A 20424-nucleotide genomic window follows, 5' to 3' on the forward strand; every position below is an offset into this window, starting at 1 on the left:
ATGGAGGAGTCCTTACATGAATGATCAAACGGCAAACTTAAAACGGGGCGAAAAAGGCGCGATTCTTAATATCGCCGCGTACCTCATCCTTGCCGCCGTCAAACTGGTGATCGGTCTTATTTATCATTCCGAAGCGCTCAGTGCGGACGGGTTAAATAATGCCACGGATATTGTCGCATCACTGGCTGTGCTGATCGGGCTCCGGATTTCCCAGCGCCCCGCGGACAGTGATCATGCCTACGGACATTATCGGGCTGAAACAATTTCTTCATTAATTGCGTCTTTTATTATGATGGCGGTCGGTATTGAAGTGCTGATCGGAGGAGCAAAGGCGATTGTCAGCGGAACGGAGGCCGAGCCGAGCTTCATTGCGGCATGGACGGCGCTCGGAAGCGCGATTGTCATGTACGGCATGTATGTATATAACAGCCGTCTTGCGGATCGGGTTAAAAGTTCTGCGCTTCATGCGGCGGCGAAAGACAGCCGTTCTGACGCCTATGTCAGTATTGGGGCGTTGATAGGCGTCTTAACGGCCCGGCTTCATCTGCCGTGGATTGATCCGGTCATTGCCTTTCTGATCGGAATTATCATCTGTAAGACGGCATGGGACATCTTCAAAGATGCTTCCCACTCATTAACAGACGGGTTTGATCTGAAAGATTTGGAGCCGTATAAACACACAGTGAAAGAAATAAAAGAGGTCAGCAGGCTGAAGGATGTGAAAGCAAGGTATTTGGGGAGCACGGTTCATGTGGAAATGGTCATTACGGTAGATCCGGGACTGTCTGTGAAAGAAGGCCATGAAGTAGCCGATGAAGTCGAATATGCAATAAAACATGAACATGATGTGACTCATGTCCATGTTCATGTAGAGCCTGAAGTCATAAACAAAGATCGTGAAACGAATTAAATATGCTGTGATAAAAACTCTGTGACTTCTTCGGGCGTTTTCGCGTTTGCGCTGTGAAGATGCGCTTTCTTTTCGCCGTTTTTAAAGATCAGAAGGCTCGGTATGCCCATTACCTGATATTTGTCGGCAAGCTCAGGGAGCTCGTCTCTGTTCAGCTCATACCAATCATTTTGATTATATTCTTCCAAAATATCGCCGATGAACATATTCATGCGCGTGCAGTCAGGGCACCAATCAGCGAAAAATTTCACGATGATTTCCTTGTCGGATTGAATAAGTTCATTAAATTGTTCTGTTGTACTGATTTTTTTCATATGACACATCTCCTTTTCCATGCCATTTTAATATAAAATAAAAAGGAATTACATACAAATGCTTTCATATTCAGAATGCCCAAAAATAATTAGATCATTTTCTGAGGAAAGTGATAAGATAGTAAAGATGAATTGTTGTGGGGGGAATATCCATTGAAAACAAGTCTAGGATTGGTGTACGGCGGAAAGTCAGCCGAACACAATGTATCGCTGCAGACAGCATTAGCTGTAACAAAAGCGCTTAATACTGAGAAGTTTGATATACATCCGATTTACATCACTGAAAAAGGAGAATGGCAAAGAGGCCCGCTGCTGACTGAGCCGGTTTCCAACGTGAAAATGCTTCAGCTGGAACAAAACGGTGAAAGTTTCGCTCTATCAGCATTGAACCGGGAAATGTTTCCAGAAGCGTCGCCTGACGAAAAGGCGCCGATCGATGTCGTATTTCCGCTTCTCCACGGACCGAACGGTGAAGACGGCACGATTCAGGGTCTGCTGGAATTGCTGAACGTTCCTTATGTCGGCAACGGCGTGCTTGCATCATCAGCCGGCATGGATAAAGTCATCATGAAGCATTTGTTTGCTCAAGCGGGGCTTCCGCAGGCGAAGTACGCCGCTTTTTTAAAAAAGGACTGGAAACAGACGCCGGACAGCTGCTTACAGCAGGTTGAAGAGGAGCTGGGATATCCGTGCTTCGTCAAACCGGCGAACCTCGGGTCAAGCGTCGGAATCAGCAAATGCCGAAACCGCGAAGAGCTTGAAAAAGCCTTCGAACTGGCTTTTGAGTATGACCGGAAAATTGTGGTGGAAGAAGGAATCGCCGGCAGAGAAATCGAAATCGGCGTACTCGGAAATGACGAACCGAAATGTTCCGCCGTCGGTGAAATCGCGCCGAAAACCGACTTTTACGATTACAAAGCGAAATATGAAGACGGCGACACGGATTTAATGATTCCCGCGCAAGTGACGGATGAACAATATGCGGAAATCAGCGAGATGGCGATTAAAGCCTTCAAAGCGATTGACGGATCAGGCCTTGTCCGCGCCGATTTCTTCCTGACCAATGACGGTCAAGTGCTCATTAACGAAGTGAACACAATGCCGGGCTTTACGCCATTCAGCATGTTCCCGCTGCTTTGGAAAGAAGCAGGCGTAGATTACAGTGATCTGATCGAACAGCTGGTTGAGCTGGCAAAAGAACGCCATGCCGAAAAACAGCTGATTAAACATACATTTTAATGAAGACGGACACTGCCTGAAGGGGTAGTGTCTTTTCCCGTAACAGACAACATTTTCAGAAAGCGAGGTGCCACCTTTGATAAAGCGAACTGTAAAACGAATCGCCGACATGGTCAAAGGCACACTGACAAATCCTGTATTTGAACAAACAATGATTGAGGGCGCCGCAACCGATACGCGGACTTTGGAAAAAAATCAGCTGTTCATTCCTTTAAAAGGCGAGCATTTTAACGGCCACACTTTTGTGCCGCAAGCATTCGAAAAAGGCGTTTCCGCGGTGTTGTGGGACCGCTCTGAACCGAATCCGCCGGAAGAGCGTGCTGTCATCCTTGTCGATGACACGCTGGAGGCGCTGCAGACATTGGCGAAAGCTTATTTGAAAGAACTCGGCACACGGGTCATCGGGGTGACCGGGAGCAACGGAAAAACGACAACGAAAGACATGCTTCACGCCGTTCTCGGCACTCAGTACCGCGTTCACAAAACCGCCGGCAATTTCAACAACCATATCGGCCTGCCGCTGACCGTGCTTGCCATGCCTGAAGATACAGAAATCGCCGTTTTAGAAATGGGAATGAGCGCGAGAGGCGAAATTGATTTTCTGAGCCGTCTTGCTGAACCGGAAGCTGCCGTCATTACCAATATCGGCGAATCCCACATGCAGGATTTAGGCTCAAGAGAAGGAATTGCGGAGGCGAAACTTGAAATTATAAACGGACTTCGGGAAGACGGCGTTCTGTTTTATTTCGGGGATGAGCCGCTGCTCCGCGAAAAGGCGTACACTTGCCGGACAACGACATACGGCGCAGGCGCTGACAATGATCTCCGCCTGAAAGAAATAAAACAGGCGGAAGAAGGCACGTACTTCAATATCGACGGGATCGAACGTTCTTTCTTTATTCCGGTTCTCGGCAGACATAATGTGATGAATGCCATGGCCGCATACGCCGCCGGCATCTATTTCGGCATTACGCCGGAAAATGCCGCTCTGGGACTGAGCCGCCTGAAGGTGACGGGGATGAGATTGGAACTGGTTAAAACGGAAAACGGCATCTCGATCGTAAACGACGCGTATAATGCGAGCCCGACGTCAATGAAAGCGGCGGTCGAATTAATCGAAACGATGAAAGGCTATCGGAAGAAAATGCTCGTGCTCGGTGATATGCTTGAACTCGGTGATGAAGAAAAAGCATTCCACGAAGAATGCGGAGCTGCGATCAATCCGGCGGAAATTGACCATGTATTTACTTACGGCACACTCGGCGCATTCATCGCAGACGGAGCGCGCCGGCATTTTGAAGAAGGGCGCGTCAGCCATTATCTCGACAAAAAAGAACTGCTTCACGCCATACAGGATATGGCCGCTTCCGGCGATCTCCTTCTGTTTAAAGCATCGAGAGGTATGAAGCTCGAAGAAATCGTTAAAGATTTATTAGAGAAGAACTGAAAAAATACTGATCAGCATTATAAAAATATACAAAAATGAAGAAACTAATTCAGGGTGAAATAATTCTGTCCGTATGAAAAAGAAAGGCCGCCGGCTGGGAAATCCCGTCCGGCGCGGGGTCCGGCCTCGTTTGCGGGAAGAATCCGGTCAGGCCGCTTCCGGCCGCCTGACCATCTCGCCTTATTGAAAAACACATAGTGTAATGGTAAGATTAAACGTAAAGTAATTCGGGCTTTGTATACGTATGATCCTGTCCTTTGGATGAAAGGGCAGTTTTTAGTGGTAAATCACGACATTACTGAAACAGCAATCAGAAGGAGTTTGAATAATTTGACTATAACGTTTCAAGATTTCCAATTAAGTTCTGATCTCATGAAATCAATCAATCGTATGGGATTTGAAGAAGCAACACCGATTCAGGCACAAACGATTCCGCTCGGACTTTTAAATAAAGATGTCATCGGACAAGCGCAAACAGGTACAGGTAAAACAGCTGCGTTCGGTATACCCCTTGTTGAAAAAATGAACCCCGAGTCTCCTAATATTCAAGCAATCGTAATCGCGCCAACCCGTGAATTAGCCATTCAAGTATCTGAAGAGTTATATAAAATCGGACAAGATAAGCGTGCGAAAGTGCTGCCTATTTACGGCGGTCAGGATATCGGACGTCAGATCCGCGCATTGAAGAAAAACCCGCATATCATCGTAGGTACGCCGGGGCGTCTTCTTGACCATATCAACCGCCGCACGATCCGTTTAAACAACGTGAACACGGTTGTCATGGACGAGGCTGATGAAATGCTGAACATGGGATTCATTGATGATATTGAATCCATTCTCTCAAACGTGCCGAGCGACCACCAAACGCTCTTATTCTCAGCAACAATGCCTGCGCCGATCAAACGGATCGCAGAGCGTTTCATGACTGAGCCGGAACACGTAAAAGTAAAAGCGAAAGAAATGACTGTGTCCAACATTCAGCAATTCTACTTGGAAGTGCAGGAGCGCAAAAAATTCGATACGCTGACTCGTCTTCTTGACATTCAGTCTCCGGAACTTGCGATTGTATTCGGCCGTACAAAACGCCGTGTTGACGAATTGACGGAAGCGCTGAACCTTCGCGGATATGCGGCTGAAGGAATTCACGGCGACTTAACGCAGGCGAAGCGTATGGTAGCGCTCCGTAAGTTTAAAGAAGGTGCGATCGAAGTGCTTGTAGCGACTGACGTTGCTGCCCGCGGACTTGATATCTCAGGTGTTACCCACGTTTACAACTTTGACGTGCCTCAAGATCCTGAAAGTTACGTTCACCGTATCGGAAGAACGGGACGCGCAGGAAAAACGGGTATGGCGATGACGTTTATCACACCGCGTGAGAAAAACATGCTTCGCGCGATCGAACAAACGACAAAACGCAAAATGGACCGCATGAAAGAGCCGACGCTTGACGAAGCATTAGAAGGTCAGCAGCAGGTGACGGTTGACCGTCTGCGCACGGCGATCAGCGAAAACAACCTGAACTTCTACATGACGGCAGCTGCGGAATTGTTAGAAGATCATGATGCAGTGACAGTTGTGGCTGCAGCCATTAAAATGGCGACAAAAGAGCCGGACAGCACGCCTGTACGCCTCACTGATGAAGCGCCGATGGTCAGCAAACGCTATAAAAACCAGCGTACTTCTAAGCGCAGAGACGGCCAAGGCGGCGGCTACCGCGGCGGCAAAGGGAAAAACAACAACCGTTCTTCCTACGATAAAAAACGCTCAAGCGACCGCCGTTCTTCAGGTGACAGACGCCAGAAAAAATCATACTAAAACACAGGAAGCGGACCCTTTTACGGGGTCCGCTTTTTTTCGATATGCCGGAAAGTGAATCTTTTTTGCAAATCAGCCGTATTTGTATGTATGATAAAAAATGGGAGGTAGGTATGTTGAGAGCACAGCCAAAAAATCGAATCAGTCCAAGCGGCTTAAAAGTCTGGCGTCTTCAGGAAATCATCCTGTCCGCCTTCTGTCTTCTGGCCGTTATAGCAGCAGCTGTTTTAAGCCATTTCTTCCATTGGCCGTATTGGATCACCGGAGTCCTCGGTATCATTTGGATCATCGGTTCAGTGATATCCGTCTATGCCATACCGAAAATCAGGCACAGGATCTGGCGCTATGAGGTCCATGAAAATGAAATTGATATTCAATCCGGCATTTTTATAGTCAAACGGGTCATTGTGCCGATGGTGAGGGTGCAGCACGTAGATACTTCACAAGGCCCGCTCCTCAGAAGGTACCGCCTGGCCTCAGTCAAAATCTCTACGGCGGCTACCGTTCATTCCATTCCGGCGCTTGATATGGAGGAAGCTGACCGGCTGAGGGATTCCATTTCCCGTCTGGCAAGGGTGACGGAAGATGATGTCTGAGCCGAAACGTCTGCACCCGGCGGCCGTGATTTTGAACTTATTCCATATTATTATCGAAACCATTAAAAACATTATTCTGCCATTTTTTCTCGTCTATATTGTTAATTCCAACCACTTCATCCGCTTTTACGGAGGCATTGCGCTCGCTGTCCTGCTTGTCTGGCTGATTACGGCAAGTGTGATCGAGTGGAGAAAATTTACATACCGGATTGAGGACGGAGAATTCAGAATTGAAGAAGGCTTGTTTTTTACGAAAAAGAGATACATCTCCATTGACCGGATTCAATCAATGAATACGAGTGCCGGCATCGTTCAGCAGCTTTTTAAGCTTGTTAAGCTTCAAATCGAAACGGCCGGCGACGGGAAAAACGCCGAGGCTGTCTTATCCGCCATTACTGTGGAAGAGGCGGAACGGATCAGAGCGGCTGTTTTTCAGCAAAAAGCGGAGCAAGAAGAACGAGGGGAGACCGCAGCGGAGCAGGAGCCGATGCGCGGGGAAGATGTGCAATCCGTTTACCGCCTGTCTGTGGGTGAGCTGCTTATGGCCGCCTCAACATCCGGGGGGATCGGTGTCATCATCTCAGCGGTATTCGCCCTCTTTTCTCAGCTTGATGAAGTACTTCCGATGGACTGGCTCTACGACAGGTTTTCTTTTCTCAAGCATGCGAGCATCGGCATATACGCCGTGATCATTTTCATAGGATTGTTCATCGCCTGGCTGTTAAGCATCGCCGGTATGATGATCAAGCATGCCAACTTTAAGATAGAAAAAAAGGAACACGAATTGGTCATTACGAGAGGAATTATTGAAAAACATCAAGTGACCATCCCGCTCCGTAAAATCCAAGCCATTAAAATTAAAGAAAATGTAATCAGGCAGTTATTCGGATACGCGACGGTTGCGATTGTCAGCGCCGGAAGTGCGGGGAATGAGAAAGAAGGAGCTCAGACGATTCTGTTTCCGATCATCCGCAAATCAAAGCTCGTTGTGATGCTGAACGGTTTCACACCGGATTACGTACTGGAAGAAAACCGGAATCATTTGCCGAAAAGGGCGCTGCGCCGGTATTTATTCCGCTCCGTTATCTTCTCGGTTTTCGTGATCATTCCGCTTTGTATTCTGTTTAAACCGTGGGGGTATGCATCGCTCCTTGTGCTTCCCGTCGAACTGGTGCTGGGCTACGCCTCATTTAAGAGCGCGTCATGGTGCTTAAACGGCGGCAGGCTGCAGCTCACCACACGGCTGATCGGGAAGACGACCACGATTATGCTGAGAAGAAGAATGCAGATGTTTGAAGTCAGCCGCTCCTTTCTGCAAAAAAGAAGGCGGCTCGCATCCGTGGCTACCGCAGTGAAATCAGCTCACCACATGGAGCATGTCATGCTGAAGGATGTCAGCGAGGAAGATGCAGAACGCATCGGGCGCTGGTATTCATATGAAAAAGCGGACGGTTAATACCGCCGCTTTTTTTGCTGCACGCATAAAAAGGAAAGCAAAAATCCGCCTGCCAGTCCGAACAAATGCGCCATAATGTTAATATTAGAATTGATAAACGTCGACAGTACCGCGATGATAAGCAGGGTCATAATCATTTTCGACTGGTCCCGGCCGATCAGCTCCTTGCGGAAAACAGTCAGAAACACATACACGCCGAAAAGTCCGAAAATCGCGCCGGATGCGCCGACATGCACATAATCAAGCGGTTCGGCAAGATATGTGCCGATATTGCCGATAATGCCCGATGCGATGTACACAATCAGAAAACGGACTTTTCCGAGCATCTGCTCCAGCGGGGGCGCGAATAAAAAGAGAGACATGGAGTTAAACAAAAGGTGAGTGAAATTCGCATGTAAAAACATCGGTGTCACCAGCCGCCACCATTCTCCCGAGGAAACGCCGTAATTATAGCCGGTCACTGCATCTGACCACATCATGACGGAATGAAGCGGCATACTGAAAAACAGCCACAAGAACGCCTGCAGCGCCAAGATACAGCTGACGGCCGGATAACGTCTGATAAAAGTCTGGAAATTTTCCGTACGTATAAACATCGCAAGCCCCTTTGCATCTGATTTGTTACATATATAGTAACACGTTTATGACATAAACCGTTTTTTAGTACGGACTTTTAGGAGGAATTCACATGATTTTCGGAATCGGAATCGACATCGTTGAACTGCACAGAATTGAAAACATGCTCAGCCGGCAGGCGAGGTTTCCGCAAAGAATATTGACGGAGGCTGAATACGTCCGTTTTACATTGCTGTCGGACAAAAGGAAAATTGAATTTCTCGCGGGAAGATTTGCGGCAAAAGAAGCCTTTTCGAAAGCATACGGAACGGGTATCGGCAAAGAGCTCAGCTTTCAGGATATCGAAACCGGAAACGACACGGCGGGCAAGCCGGTGCTGACCTGCGCCAAGCTGGACGGCGCGGCGGTTCACGTCTCCATTACCCATACAAAAGAATACGCCGCGGCACAGGTCGTGATTGAAAGGTTGTCACGCTAGTCTGCATATTAGCCGAAACCCCTTCATATATTTGATAGTGCATTAAGGGAGACAAGTTGTTTGAGGCTTTTATGGTACGCGTCCGTCCGTTCAGGGCGTACCGTTAAAGTCAAACAAGCGATTTCTTCCCTTTACATCAATTGAGAAGAAGGGGTTGAAAAAAGGTGAGAAAAAGCTTTGTTTTGCTTTTAACGGGACTGCTTGCCGTCCTTATTCTTTCGGCCTGCGGCCAAAAATCACAGGAAGATATCGTGAACGGTTTAGATAAGAAGGCGAAAGAATACACCTCGTACAAAGCGAAAGCCAAAATGACCATTCAGACGGGGAGTGATCCGCAAGTATACAATGTGGAAATCTGGCATAAAAAACCTTCCCTGTACCGGGTCTATCTGGAAAATCCGAAAAAAGACCAAAACCAAGTCATTTTACGGAACGCCAACGGAGTCTTTGTCCTTACGCCGTCTTTAAATAAGAGCTTCAGGTTCCAAAGCGACTGGCCGAATAACAGCAGCCAAGTATATTTGTTTGAGTCACTTGTAAAGGACGTGCAGCATGACAAAGACGCCGTCTATTCCGCCAAAGATAAAAAGTACACGTTTGAAACAAAAACAAACTATCAGCACAACAAAATGCTGCCGACTCAGGAAATCACTTTCAACAAAAAGGACATGAGCCCTTCGCTCGTCAAAGTCATGGATACAGACCGGAAAGTGATGGTAAAAGTCGAATTCAAAAGCTTTGAATTCAACAAGCCGTTTGATAAAGACTCTTTTGACGAGAAGAAAAATATGACGCTTTCCCAGATGGACGTCGCCACAAGCGCCAAGCCGTCTGATTCATTTGCGGTCAAAACACCGCTTCAAGTGCCGGCCGGCGTCAAAAAGCTTGAAGAGAAAGATATTTCAACGGCGGACGGCAAACGGATCGTCATGACTTACGGCGGAGAAAAATCCTTCACCCTTATTCAAGAAAAAGCCCATATCGCAAAAGCCGCCTCTGCCGTCACGCTGAAAGGCGAACCGGTTAATCTCGGCTTCACGGTGGCCGCATTATCTGATACGTCTTTAACGTGGACATATGACGGAGTGGATTATCTTCTGTCATCACAGGATCTGACAAAGGATGAAATGGTGGCCGCCGCCAAAAGCATGCAGGGACAGTCGTCAAAATAATGTCAAAAAAGAGGCCGCCGCTGTCGGTCTCTTTTTTGATTCCATTTCACTTTGCAGAATAATTTTAGTATGATAATAACAATATGAATTGAAAATAATGCTAGGAAGTGTATCGAATGAACACAGCATCCTTTTACAGAGAAACGTGGGCGGAAATCAACCTGTCCGCGATTAAAGAAAATGTCACGCATATGAAAAAACACATCGGGCAAAACGTCCATCTCATGGCGGTTGTAAAGGCGAACGCTTACGGCCACGGAGATTTGGAAGTTGGGAAAGCCGCGCTTGAAGCGGGTGCCTCTTGTCTTGCCGTAGCCATACTGGATGAAGCGATTTCATTGAGAAAACGGGGCATTACAGCGCCGATTCTTGTGCTTGGCGCCGTGCCGCCCGAATATGTACAAGCAGCTGCCGAGTATGACGTAACACTCACGGGATATTCTGTTGAATGGCTTCAGGAAGCTGCGCGCCACCTCGGAGGTGCCACATTGCCGTTTCATCTGAAAGTCGATACCGGCATGAACAGACTCGGAGTCAAAACGGAGGAAGAAATCCAAAGCGTGTTAAAAATCCTCAGCCAAAATCCCGGTTTAGTCTGTAAAGGCGTTTTCACCCACTTTGCTACCGCGGATGAGAAAAACAGAGATTATTTCCTCTTCCAGTTTGACCGCTTTAAAACATTGATCGCTCCGCTCCCTTTAAAAGAATTGATGGTGCACTGCGCGAACAGCGCCGCCGGACTTCGCCTTAAAAAAGGCTTCTTTAACGCGGTTCGTTTCGGCATCAGTATGTACGGGCTTCGTCCTTCTGCTGACATCCAAAGCGAAATTCCGTTTCAATTAAAGCCGGCTTTTGCGCTGCACTCTGTGTTATCCCATGTGAAAAAGATCCGCAAAGGGGAAAGCGTCAGCTACGGCGCAACATATACCGCAGAGAAGGATCAATGGATCGGAACGGTTCCCATCGGCTATGCAGACGGGTGGCTCCGCAAGCTGAGCGGCACGTCTGTGCTGATCGGCGGCAAACGGATGAACATCGCGGGAAGAATCTGCATGGATCAATTGATGGTCGAATTAGATCAATCTTATCCGCCGGGCACCAAAGTCACCCTGATCGGCAGCCAGAAGGAAGAAACGATCACGATGGATGAAATCGCAGGGCGGCTTGAGACGATTAATTACGAGGTCCCTTGTACCATTAGTTCCCGCGTTCCCCGTATGTTTTTGGAAAATGAGAGTATAATGGAAGTAAGAAATCCTTTACTGCAAGATAATACAAACAAGTAGCCGTCATCCGGAAAAAGAGAATTTATAAAACAGCTTTGCTTGACGTTTGAATAATGGTATCATTATGTCTGGATGGATGAATTGGTCGTATCCGTAAGTTTGGTGGAGGTGTATGTTTTTTGTCTGAATCCAGCGCAAGAACCGAAATGAAAATCAGCTTGCCCGAAAACTTAGTAGCTGAATTGGATGGTGTAGCGATGCGGGAGAAACGAAGCAGAAACGAACTGATATCACAAGCAGTGAGAGCGTATGTCAGCGAACGGACAACTCGCCATAACCGTGATTTGATGAGACGCGGGTATATGGAAATGGCGAAAATCAACTTGAATATCTCTTCTGAGGCTCACTATGCTGAGTGCGAAGCAGAAACGACCGTTGAGCGCTTAGTCAGCGGAGGATAATCATTTTGATTGTAAAGCGCGGCGATGTTTATTTTGCTGATTTATCTCCTGTTGTTGGCTCAGAGCAAGGCGGCGTACGCCCGGTTTTAGTGATCCAGAATGATATCGGAAATCGCTTTAGCCCGACTGCTATTGTTGCAGCCATAACAGCCCAAATACAGAAAGCGAAATTACCAACCCACGTCGAAATTGATGCAAAACGCTACGGTTTTGAAAGAGATTCCGTTATTTTGCTGGAGCAAATTCGGACGATTGACAAGCAAAGATTAACGGATAAAATAACTCATCTGGATGATGAAATGATGGATAAGGTTGATGAAGCCCTGCAAATCAGTTTGGCACTCATTGATTTTTAGTCATATTTTGGTTGCTCATATAGAGCAACTTTTTTTGTTTTCGAAAAACATAAGCGCTATAATAAAGAAATAATCAAACAAAATTTGTTGTTTTGTGTCGGGAGGTCAGTGAAACCCATGTCGAATCAGAAAGTGTATCAGTTCATTATTGATCAGCATGATGAACTGCTTGATACTTGGACAGCCAAACTAAAAGAAGTAGGCAATCAGGAAGACTATCAGCTTACGAATCACATATGTGAAAATATTTGTAAAGATTATATAGACATTCTTTTATTATCGACAAAAAATGACGAGGCTGCCGAAGAGCAGATCAGTGAACTCGCACTGCGCGCCGTTCAGCTCGGCCTGTCGCTGAAACTTCTTTCAGCCACCCTGTCAGAGTTTTGGAAACTGCTTTACGAAACGATGGTCGACCTTAATATGGCCGATCAGGACAGAGCAGATTTGATTTTGGAAATAGACAGCTTTTTCAATCCGATCAACACGGAAATCTTAAATCAGTATTCTATCTCCTGGGAAAAAACGGTTACTTTGCAAAAAATCGCGCTTCAGGAATTGTCGGCTCCGCTGATCCCGGTATTTGAGCATGTAACGGTCATGCCGCTTGTCGGGACAATTGATACAGAGCGTGCAAAGCATATTATGGAAAATCTGTTAAACGGCGTCGTAAAGCACCGTTCACAGGTTGTATTAATTGATATCACGGGCGTGCCGGTCGTTGATACGATGGTGGCGCACCATATTATTCAGGCATCAGAAGCGGTGCGGCTTGTCGGCGCGAAATGTCTGCTCGTCGGAATCCGTCCGGAAATCGCGCAGACGATCGTTAATCTGGGAATTGATTTGTCGCAGGTTATTACGAAGAATACCCTTCAAAAAGGAATTCAAACAGCGCTTGAAATGACAAATCGAAAAATCGTTTCATTGGGGGAATAACATTGTGAGACATCCAAAAATCCCGATCCTGAAACTGTATAACTGCTTATTGGTATCCATCCAATGGGAGCTTGACGACCAGACAGCTTTGCATTTTCAAGAAGATCTGCTGAACAAAATCTATGAAACCGGCGCAAACGGGGTCGTCATTGACCTGACATCCGTTGACATGATTGATTCATTTATCGCGAAAGTGCTCGGCGATGTCATCACCATGTCTAAATTGATGGGCGCAAAGGTCGTATTGACGGGAATTCAGCCGGCTGTGGCGGTCACATTGATTGAACTCGGAATCTCACTTGAGGAAATTGAAACGGCGCTCGATTTAGAGCAAGGGCTTGAGACATTGAAGCGGGAATTGGGGGAATAGCGATGAACGACCAATCCTGTGTGAAAATCATGACAGAATGGGATATCGTAGCCGCCAGACAGCTTGGCCGCAACGTTGCGAAGGAATTAGGCTTCGGCACGGTGGACCAGGCCAGAATCACGACGGCTATCTCAGAATTGGCCAGAAACATTTACTTATATGCAGGCAAGGGCCAGGTCAGCATAGAACAAGTAAACGACAGAGGGAAAAAAGGCCTTAAAATTATAGCAGAAGACAAAGGACCCGGAATCCCCGACATCCGTAAAGTGATGGAAGACGGCTTTTCAACGTCAGGCGGACTGGGAGCGGGACTTCCGGGCGTCAAAAGGCTGATGGACGAATTCAGCCTGCAATCTGTTGCAGAGGAAGGAACAGAGATTCAAGCCGTAAAATGGCTTCGGTAGGAGGTTAGAACGTGGATTTCAGGGAGGTTATAGAGCAGCGGTATCATCAGCTGCTTAGCCGATATATAGCCGAATTAACAGAAACATCTTTATATCAAGCCCAAAAATTCAGCCGAAAAACGATTGAACATCAGGTTCCTCCGGAGGAGATCATCAGCATCCACCGAAAAGTGGTAAAGGAACTGTATCCGGATCTGCCGGAAGATGTTTTTCATTCGCTGGATTTTTTAATAGAAGTCATGATTGGCTACGGGATGGCTTATCAGGAACACCAAAGTCTGAGAGATATCCAGCAGGAGCTTCGTTCAGAAATTGAAATTGCCGCAAATGTTCAGCAGACGCTGCTGGGCACAAAAATTCCTGAAGAAGAAGAACTGGATATCGGGGCGATCAGCGTCCCCGCCAAGCAAATGAGCGGGGACTATTATCACTTTGTCAAAGACAAGGAATCGATTAACATCGCGATAGCCGATGTCATCGGAAAAGGAATACCCGCCGCATTGTGCATGTCGATGATCAAGTATGCCATGGACTCTCTTCCGGAGATCGGCATTCACCCCTCCCAAGTGCTGAAAAATCTTAACCGCGTTGTAGAACAGAACGTGGACTCAAGCATGTTTATCACCATGTTTTACGCAAACTACAATACGAAAAATCACCAATTTACATATGCTTCTGCGGGGCATGAACCGGGCTTCTACTACTCTGAAAAAGAAAAAAAGTTTTATGATCTGGAGGCAAAAGGATTGGTGCTGGGGATTTCCCAGGATTTTGATTACAGCCAATATGAACAGCACATGGACGAAGGAGACATGATCGTTCTTTTTTCTGACGGCGTCACCGAATGCCGTACCGAAAACGGTTTCTTAGAACGCAGCGACATTCAGCGCATGCTGGAAGAACATATGGACTGCTCCGCGCAGGATATGGTCAAAAATATTTACGACAGCCTGCTGAGACTTCAGGACTTTCAGCTTCATGATGATTTTACGTTAATTGTTTTGAAAAGAAAGGTTTAAAAAAACGGCAGCACGGGTAAAAAGCCATTAGCACGAGTAAGGATAACTTTCAGAGGTGATACGATGAATTTAACGGTAGATATGAAGGAGAATCTTTCAGATATACAAATCAATATCGCTGGAGAAATCGATGTATACTCAGCTCCGGTGGTTCGTGAAAAGCTGATGCCCCTGGCAAACGAGGGGAAGGACATGAGAATCTGCTTAAAAGATGTAAACTATATGGACAGTACGGGTTTAGGTGTTTTTGTAGGCGTGTTTAAAACGGTGAGCAAGGAAGGCGGCTCTCTGAAGCTTGAGAATCTTTCCGACCGGCTCGTCCGTCTGTTTGAAATTACGGGGCTTAAGGACATCATCGACATTTCGGCAAAGTCAGAAGGTGGCGTGCAATGAGTACATCAGTTGATTATATAGAGATGAAAATTCCGGCCGAACCGGAATATGTAGGAATCGTCAGGCTTACATTATCAGGAGTCGCCAGCAGAATGGGCTATACCTATGATGACATTGAAGATTTAAAAATCGCTGTCAGCGAAGCTTGTACAAACGCTGTCCAGCATGCATACAAAGATGAAAATAAGGGAGAAGTATCCGTGCGGTTCGGTGTGTTTGAGGATCGGCTGGAGGTCATTGTCGCCGATCAGGGAGACAGCTTTGATTTTGATCAGAAGCAGCAGGATCTCGGGCCGTACACACCTTCGCACACAGTCGATCAATTGTCAGAAGGAGGGCTCGGTCTGTATTTAATGGAAACGCTCATGGATGAAGTCAAAGTTCAAAGCAACTCTGGCGTAACCGTGGCGATGACAAAGTATTTAAATGGGGAGCGAGTTGATCATGGCACAACCATCAAAAACTACGAAACTAACTAAAGATGAAGTTGATCGGCTCATACGCGACTTTCAAACACATGATAATAAAGAAGCCCAGGAAACACTCGTCGAGGTGTATACCAATCTCGTCGAAATGCTGGCAAAGAAATATTCAAAAGGAAAAAGCTTTCACGAAGATCTCCGCCAGGTCGGGATGATCGGACTTCTCGGAGCCATTAAACGGTATGATCCCGAGGTCGGCAAATCCTTTGAAGCATTTGCGATTCCGACCATCATCGGCGAGATCAAACGCTTCCTCAGAGATAAAACATGGAGCGTACACGTCCCGAGACGGATTAAAGAACTCGGGCCGCGCATTAAAATGGCGGTGGATCAGCTGACGACAGAGACGCAGCGGTCGCCGAAAGTCGAAGAAATCGCAGCCTTTCTCGATGTGTCAGAAGAGGAAGTGCTTGAAACGATGGAGATGGGAAAAAGCTATCAGGCGCTTTCTGTCGATCACAGCATCGAAGCGGATGCGGACGGAAGCACCGTCACGATTTTAGATATCGTCGGGTCGCAGGAGGAAGGATACGAACGCGTCAACCAGCAGATGATGATCAAAAGCGTGCTTCATGTGCTGTCCGACCGCGAAAAACAGATTATCGATCTAACATTTGTGCAAAATAAAAGCCAAAAAGAAACAGGGGACATTCTCGGAATATCTCAAATGCACGTCTCGCGCCTGCAGCGGAAAGCGGTGAAAAAACTGAGAGAGGCCTTGATTGGAGATCCCTCCATGGAGCTAATGTAATGATTCAGGTTGAAGAAAATGAACATGTTCAAACTCTTGTATACCAATTAAATAAAGAAGGCAAGTCCATATGCGGCGACAGCTTTTTTATGAAGGCGAATGAAGAAGAATTAGTTTGCGCGGTAGCGGACGGTCTCGGCAGCGGATCTCTTGCCAACGAATCCTCGTCAGCCATTAAAGACATCGTGGAAACGTATGCGGATGAGGATGTGGAAAGCATCATTGAGCGCTGCAATCAAGCGATGAAAAACAAAAGAGGGGCGACTGCCTCCATCTTAAAAATCAATTTCATCAAAAGGGAATTGACATACTGCTCGATCGGCAACGTCCGTTTCTTCCTGCACTCCCCATCAGGCGAAGTTTTTCATCCGCTGCCGATTTCGGGTTACCTCTCAGGCAAACCGCAAAGATACAAAACGTATACGTCATCATACGAAAAAGGGGCGACATTCATCATCTACACGGATGGGCTTGAGGTTCCGCATATCCGCACCTGCTTAAAGCAGGGACACTCAATAGAAGAAATATCAAAATCACTTCATCCGTACACAACATCCAGACGTGATGATTTGACCTATATTCTCGGGCAGCTTTTATCGTAAGGCTGCTTTTTTTATGTTCCGCCGTTTTTTGATACACTAGAGAAAGAAAGAAGAGATGGAGGCTTTTGTGATATGGAAACGTTAGCCCTTTTGAAAAAACAAATTGCTGAAGAAACAGCGTTATCCCAAAAACATGTCGAAAGTGTCATCCGCCTGCTGGAAGACGGCAATACCGTCCCGTTTATTGCGCGGTACCGAAAAGAGCAGACCGGCTCAATGGACGAGGTGCAGATTCAGGCAATCTCCGAGCGGTGGCAATACATACAAAACCTGACGCAGCGGAAAGAAGAAGTCATCAGATTGATCTCCGAGCAGGACAAGCTGACAGACGGGCTGAAGCAAAAAATCGAGCAAGCGGTCAAGCTTCAGGAAGTCGAGGATTTATACCGCCCCTTCAAACAAAAACGGAAAACAAAAGCCACCGTCGCCAAAAGCAAAGGCCTTGAACCGCTTGCGGACTATATTCTTTCTCTCCCGAAAGAAAACCGCCTTCACGACGTCGCTGATCAATATATCAGTGCAGAAAAAGAAGTCGCTTCAAGAGAGGAAGCCATTGAAGGCGCGAAGCACATCATAGCCGAACAAATCTCGGATGATCCTCATTTCAGAAAGTGGATCCGCCAGGAAACGTATAAAAAAGGAATTCTCACTTCCGCGGCAGGCAAGTCAGCCGCAGATGACGAGAAAAACGTCTATGAGATGTACTACGAGTACGAAGAGCCGATCCAAAAGGTCGTTCCTCACAGAGTGCTTGCAATGAACCGCGGTGAAAAAGAAGGCATTTTAAAGGTTGCGATCGAACCGCCCGCCGATCAGATAAAAGCTTATTTAGAAAAGCAAATCATCAAACACCGTGAAACACCTGTGAAAGAAACGCTGAAAGAAGCCATTGAGGACAGTTATAAACGCCTGATCCAGCCGGCTATTGAACGCGATATCCGCAAAGAGCTGTCAGAAAAAGCAGACGCGCAGGCGATCCATATTTTCGCTGAAAACCTGCGTAAGCTCCTGCTGCAGCCGCCGATGAAGGGAAAAGTCGTGCTCGGCGTCGATCCGGCCTTCCGTACGGGGTGCAAACTTGCAGTCGTTGATGAGACGGGAAAAGTGCTGAAAATCGACGTCATTTACCCGCACGCTCCCGTCAAAAAGACAGCGGAAGCCCGGAAAAAAATCAAAGAATTGCTGGACCGGTACGAAGTCGAGGTTGTGGCGATCGGAAACGGCACGGCATCACGGGAGACAGAGCAATTCGTCGTTGATGTGCTGAAAGAAACAGAGCGGGACATTTATTATGTCATCGTAAATGAGGCCGGAGCAAGCGTGTATTCCGCGTCAGAAATCGCCCGTGAGGAATTTCCGGATTTTCAGGTCGAAGAGCGCAGCGCCGTCTCCATCGCGCGGAGATTGCAGGATCCGCTGGCCGAGCTTGTGAAAATTGATCCTAAATCCGTCGGTGTCGGGCAATACCAGCATGATGTCAGCCAAAAGCATTTAAACGAATCTCTCCGTTTTGTCGTAGAGACCGTCGTCAACCAAGTCGGGGTGAATGTCAATACAGCATCAGCCGCGCTGCTTCAATATGTAGCCGGGTTATCCAAAACCGTTGCCGGCAATATCGTCAAAAAAAGGGAAGAGCTCGGAAAATTTACAAACCGCAAAGAGCTGAAAGAAATCCCGCGTCTCGGCGCAAAAACATATGAACAGTGCATCGGCTTTTTGAGAGTGCCCGGAGGACGGGAGCCGCTCGACCGCACCGGAATACACCCGGAAAGCTATAAAGAGACAAAGGCGCTGCTCAAAAAACTGCAGCTCACTGCGGATCAGATCGGAAGCGCGGACGTAAAAGAGAAAATCAGCGCACTGCCGCTGTCTGAAACGGCTGAAGAGCTCGGTATAGGAGAGATTACGCTTGCGGATATTTGCGGGCAGCTGACAAGGCCGGAGCGAGATCCCCGTGACGAAGTGCCGAAGCCTTTGCTGAAAAAAGACGTTCTGCAGCTTGAGGATTTAAAGGAAGGAATGGAATTGCAGGGCACCGTCCGGAACGTTGTGGACTTCGGCGCTTTCGTCGATATCGGCGTCAAGCAGGACGGGCTTGTGCACATCTCAAAACTGAGCAATCAATTCGTCAAACACCCTCTCGACGTCGTATCGGTCGGAGACATCGTCACCGTATGGGTTGAAGGGGTGGACGTGCAAAAAGGCAGAGTGTCGCTGTCTATGGTAAAATAAAAGCACTGCTTACGAGCAGTGTTTTTTTCTGTAGAAATACCAGCACTGGTTCAGCAGTTTGATTTGGTAATTGTCCTTTTCTAAAAACGCTTTTTGCATTTGTTTCATCAGCCAATTCGGCATGGCTCATTCCTCCTCAGCTTTTAGTTAGAGGTCGGTTTTAACACATTGTATGCGAACGGTGAATTGTCCCGTTCAATGTTTTTAAAGCGGGGTGCACATATGGATAACGAACAACTTCAAAAGCTGACGGAAGACATCTCTGCACAAGATTTCGGAAAGCCGTTCCGTCACCGGGCCTTTTTCAATGACCGGCTGAAAACGACAGGCGGCCGCTACATGCTGTCTTCCCATAACATTGAATTAAACCGAAAATATCTGCTCGAACACGGACGGAGCGAGCTGGTAGGCATCATCAAGCACGAGCTGTGCCATTATCATCTTCATCTTGAGGGAAAAGGGTACAAGCACAGAGACAAAGACTTCAGAAACCTGCTTCAGAAAGTCGGAGCGCCAAGATTCTGCACGCCGCTGCAAACCAAAAAGACACAAAAGAAAACATATATGTATAGATGCGAGGCCTGCGGCCAACAGTATATAAAGAAGCGGGCAATGAATCCGGAAAGATATGCCTGCGGAAAGTGCAGAGGAAAAATCAAAAGAATTTTTTAAAAAGGCTTGACTCATTTCAATGATCTGTGTTAAATTATAAAAGTCGTTGAGAGACAACGATGCTTTCTCAAAAAAATAAATGTTGCTTATTGACACAATATGTCGTATCATTTATAATAAAGAAAGTCTGATCATTCCACAGTAGCTCAGTGGTAGAGCTATCGGCTGTTAACCGATCGGTCGCAGGTTCGAATCCTGCCTGTGGAGCCATTATGGAGAAGTACTCAAGTGGCTGAAGAGGCGCCCCTGCTAAGGGTGTAGGTCGCGTAAGCGGCGCGAGGGTTCAAATCCCTCCTTCTCCGCCAGATAAGTTCTCAACCAGACGGCCCGTTGGTCAAGCGGTTAAGACACCGCCCTTTCACGGCGGTAACACGGGTTCGAATCCCGTACGGGTCACCATTTACCTTCGTTGGGCTATAGCCAAGCGGTAAGGCAACGGACTTTGACTCCGTCATGCGTTGGTTCGAATCCAGCTAGCCCAGCCATTTTATTTAAAAATTTTGAATCACTTTTA

General features: G+C 47.1%; 24 protein-coding genes and 4 tRNA genes. 25 read left to right on the plus strand and 3 right to left on the minus strand.

Annotated elements, in window-relative coordinates:
* Nucleotides 1-16 precede the first annotated feature (16 nt).
* Nucleotides 17-910, plus strand: coding sequence for a cation diffusion facilitator family transporter (locus HAP68_RS02190; RefSeq protein ID WP_003156201.1), 894 nt, complete (start codon nt 17-19; stop codon nt 908-910).
* On the opposite strand, the gene HAP68_RS02195 is transcribed toward HAP68_RS02190, so the two are convergent.
* Nucleotides 907-1224 carry a thioredoxin family protein gene (locus HAP68_RS02195; protein WP_003156200.1) on the minus strand — a complete coding sequence of 106 codons (318 nt, stop codon included), beginning with the start codon at nt 1222-1224 and terminating at the stop codon, nt 907-909. The genes HAP68_RS02190 and HAP68_RS02195 overlap by 4 nt on opposite strands.
* Before the next feature lie 153 nt (nt 1225-1377).
* On the opposite strand from HAP68_RS02195, the gene HAP68_RS02200 reads away from it, so the two are divergent.
* The 5 genes from HAP68_RS02200 to HAP68_RS02220 all read left to right on the plus strand — a co-directional run bounded on the left by HAP68_RS02200 (nt 1378) and on the right by HAP68_RS02220 (nt 7777).
* A complete protein-coding gene (locus HAP68_RS02200; RefSeq protein ID WP_003156199.1) occupies nt 1378-2463 on the plus strand; it encodes a D-alanine--D-alanine ligase in 1086 nt (361 codons plus the stop codon).
* Nucleotides 2464-2539: 76 nt separating this feature from the next.
* Nucleotides 2540-3910: a UDP-N-acetylmuramoyl-tripeptide--D-alanyl-D-alanine ligase gene (locus HAP68_RS02205; protein ID WP_024084911.1), complete on the plus strand. Its 1371-nt coding sequence runs from the start codon at nt 2540-2542 to the stop codon at nt 3908-3910.
* 330 nt (nt 3911-4240) lie between these two features.
* Complete coding sequence (gene cshA / locus HAP68_RS02210) at nt 4241-5725, plus strand: degradosome RNA helicase CshA (protein ID WP_003156196.1); 1485 nt, start codon at nt 4241-4243, stop codon at nt 5723-5725.
* Nucleotides 5726-5841: 116 nt separating this feature from the next.
* A complete protein-coding gene (locus HAP68_RS02215; RefSeq protein WP_015388678.1) occupies nt 5842-6321 on the plus strand; it encodes a PH domain-containing protein in 480 nt (159 codons plus the stop codon).
* Entirely contained in the window at nt 6311-7777 is a 1467-nt protein-coding gene (locus HAP68_RS02220; RefSeq protein ID WP_014304401.1) for a PH domain-containing protein, read from the plus strand. The genes HAP68_RS02215 and HAP68_RS02220 overlap by 11 nt, the downstream gene beginning before the upstream one ends.
* On the opposite strand, the gene HAP68_RS02225 is transcribed toward HAP68_RS02220, so the two are convergent.
* Nucleotides 7774-8373 carry a rhomboid family intramembrane serine protease gene (locus HAP68_RS02225; RefSeq protein ID WP_003156193.1) on the minus strand — a complete coding sequence of 200 codons (600 nt, stop codon included), beginning with the start codon at nt 8371-8373 and terminating at the stop codon, nt 7774-7776. The two genes, HAP68_RS02220 and HAP68_RS02225, sit on opposite strands and share 4 nt — an antisense overlap.
* Before the next feature lie 92 nt (nt 8374-8465).
* On the opposite strand from HAP68_RS02225, the gene acpS reads away from it, so the two are divergent.
* The 14 genes from acpS (at nt 8466) to HAP68_RS02295 (ending at nt 19238) form a co-directional block, all read left to right on the plus strand.
* A complete protein-coding gene (gene acpS / locus HAP68_RS02230) occupies nt 8466-8831 on the plus strand; it encodes a holo-ACP synthase (protein ID WP_003156192.1) in 366 nt (121 codons plus the stop codon).
* A gap of 164 nt (nt 8832-8995) precedes the next feature.
* The gene (locus HAP68_RS02235; RefSeq protein ID WP_003156191.1) at nt 8996-10003 is read left to right on the plus strand and encodes a LolA family protein; all 1008 of its coding nucleotides are present in this window, start codon (nt 8996-8998) and stop codon (nt 10001-10003) included.
* Nucleotides 10004-10119: 116 nt separating this feature from the next.
* On the plus strand, nt 10120-11289 hold the full coding sequence (gene alr, locus HAP68_RS02240; protein WP_003156189.1) for an alanine racemase: 1170 nt from the start codon (nt 10120-10122) through the stop codon (nt 11287-11289).
* Nucleotides 11290-11408: 119 nt separating this feature from the next.
* Entirely contained in the window at nt 11409-11690 is a 282-nt protein-coding gene (gene endB / locus HAP68_RS02245; protein WP_003156188.1) for a type II toxin-antitoxin system antitoxin EndoAI, read from the plus strand.
* A 5-nt stretch (nt 11691-11695) separates the two neighbouring features.
* Nucleotides 11696-12046: a type II toxin-antitoxin system endoribonuclease NdoA gene (gene ndoA, locus HAP68_RS02250; protein ID WP_003156187.1), complete on the plus strand. Its 351-nt coding sequence runs from the start codon at nt 11696-11698 to the stop codon at nt 12044-12046.
* A 117-nt stretch (nt 12047-12163) separates the two neighbouring features.
* Entirely contained in the window at nt 12164-12985 is an 822-nt protein-coding gene (locus tag HAP68_RS02255; protein WP_014304404.1) for an STAS domain-containing protein, read from the plus strand.
* Between the two features lie 4 nt (nt 12986-12989).
* A complete protein-coding gene (gene rsbS / locus HAP68_RS02260) occupies nt 12990-13355 on the plus strand; it encodes an RsbT antagonist protein RsbS (protein WP_003156180.1) in 366 nt (121 codons plus the stop codon).
* 2 nt (nt 13356-13357) lie between these two features.
* Nucleotides 13358-13759 carry an anti-sigma regulatory factor gene (locus tag HAP68_RS02265; protein WP_003156178.1) on the plus strand — a complete coding sequence of 134 codons (402 nt, stop codon included), beginning with the start codon at nt 13358-13360 and terminating at the stop codon, nt 13757-13759.
* Between the two features lie 11 nt (nt 13760-13770).
* The gene (locus HAP68_RS02270; RefSeq protein ID WP_003156177.1) at nt 13771-14778 is read left to right on the plus strand and encodes a PP2C family protein-serine/threonine phosphatase; all 1008 of its coding nucleotides are present in this window, start codon (nt 13771-13773) and stop codon (nt 14776-14778) included.
* A gap of 63 nt (nt 14779-14841) precedes the next feature.
* Entirely contained in the window at nt 14842-15171 is a 330-nt protein-coding gene (gene rsbV, locus HAP68_RS02275; RefSeq protein ID WP_003156176.1) for an anti-sigma factor antagonist RsbV, read from the plus strand.
* Nucleotides 15168-15650 (plus strand): anti-sigma B factor RsbW, encoded by a 483-nt coding sequence (gene rsbW, locus HAP68_RS02280; protein ID WP_003156173.1) that lies wholly within the window; start codon nt 15168-15170, stop codon nt 15648-15650. The genes rsbV and rsbW overlap by 4 nt, the downstream gene beginning before the upstream one ends.
* Nucleotides 15616-16404: an RNA polymerase sigma factor SigB gene (gene sigB, locus HAP68_RS02285; protein ID WP_003156171.1), complete on the plus strand. Its 789-nt coding sequence runs from the start codon at nt 15616-15618 to the stop codon at nt 16402-16404. Before rsbW ends, sigB begins: the two co-directional genes overlap by 35 nt.
* Nucleotides 16404-17006 (plus strand): phosphoserine phosphatase RsbX, encoded by a 603-nt coding sequence (rsbX, locus tag HAP68_RS02290; RefSeq protein WP_003156170.1) that lies wholly within the window; start codon nt 16404-16406, stop codon nt 17004-17006. Before sigB ends, rsbX begins: the two co-directional genes overlap by 1 nt.
* A gap of 72 nt (nt 17007-17078) precedes the next feature.
* Nucleotides 17079-19238 carry a Tex family protein gene (locus HAP68_RS02295; protein ID WP_024084912.1) on the plus strand — a complete coding sequence of 720 codons (2160 nt, stop codon included), beginning with the start codon at nt 17079-17081 and terminating at the stop codon, nt 19236-19238.
* 9 nt (nt 19239-19247) lie between these two features.
* On the opposite strand, the gene cmpA is transcribed toward HAP68_RS02295, so the two are convergent.
* Complete coding sequence (gene cmpA, locus HAP68_RS02300) at nt 19248-19361, minus strand: cortex morphogenetic protein CmpA (protein ID WP_003156164.1); 114 nt, start codon at nt 19359-19361, stop codon at nt 19248-19250.
* A gap of 99 nt (nt 19362-19460) precedes the next feature.
* Here cmpA and HAP68_RS02305 point away from each other — a divergent pair, with 99 nt between their 5' ends.
* The 5 genes from HAP68_RS02305 (at nt 19461) to HAP68_RS02325 (ending at nt 20395) form a co-directional block, all read left to right on the plus strand.
* Entirely contained in the window at nt 19461-19910 is a 450-nt protein-coding gene (locus HAP68_RS02305; RefSeq protein WP_024084913.1) for a SprT family protein, read from the plus strand.
* 135 nt (nt 19911-20045) lie between these two features.
* Nucleotides 20046-20120: transfer RNA gene (locus tag HAP68_RS02310), tRNA-Asn, on the plus strand.
* A gap of 4 nt (nt 20121-20124) precedes the next feature.
* Nucleotides 20125-20215 (plus strand) — tRNA-Ser (locus tag HAP68_RS02315).
* A gap of 19 nt (nt 20216-20234) precedes the next feature.
* Nucleotides 20235-20309 (plus strand) — tRNA-Glu (locus HAP68_RS02320).
* Between the two features lie 11 nt (nt 20310-20320).
* A tRNA-Gln gene (locus tag HAP68_RS02325) sits at nt 20321-20395 on the plus strand.
* The last annotated feature ends 29 nt before the right edge of the window (nt 20396-20424 follow it).

The sequence above is a fragment of the Bacillus sp. Bvel1 genome (assembly GCF_014872755.1).
GTDB lineage: Bacteria > Bacillota > Bacilli > Bacillales > Bacillaceae > Bacillus > Bacillus velezensis.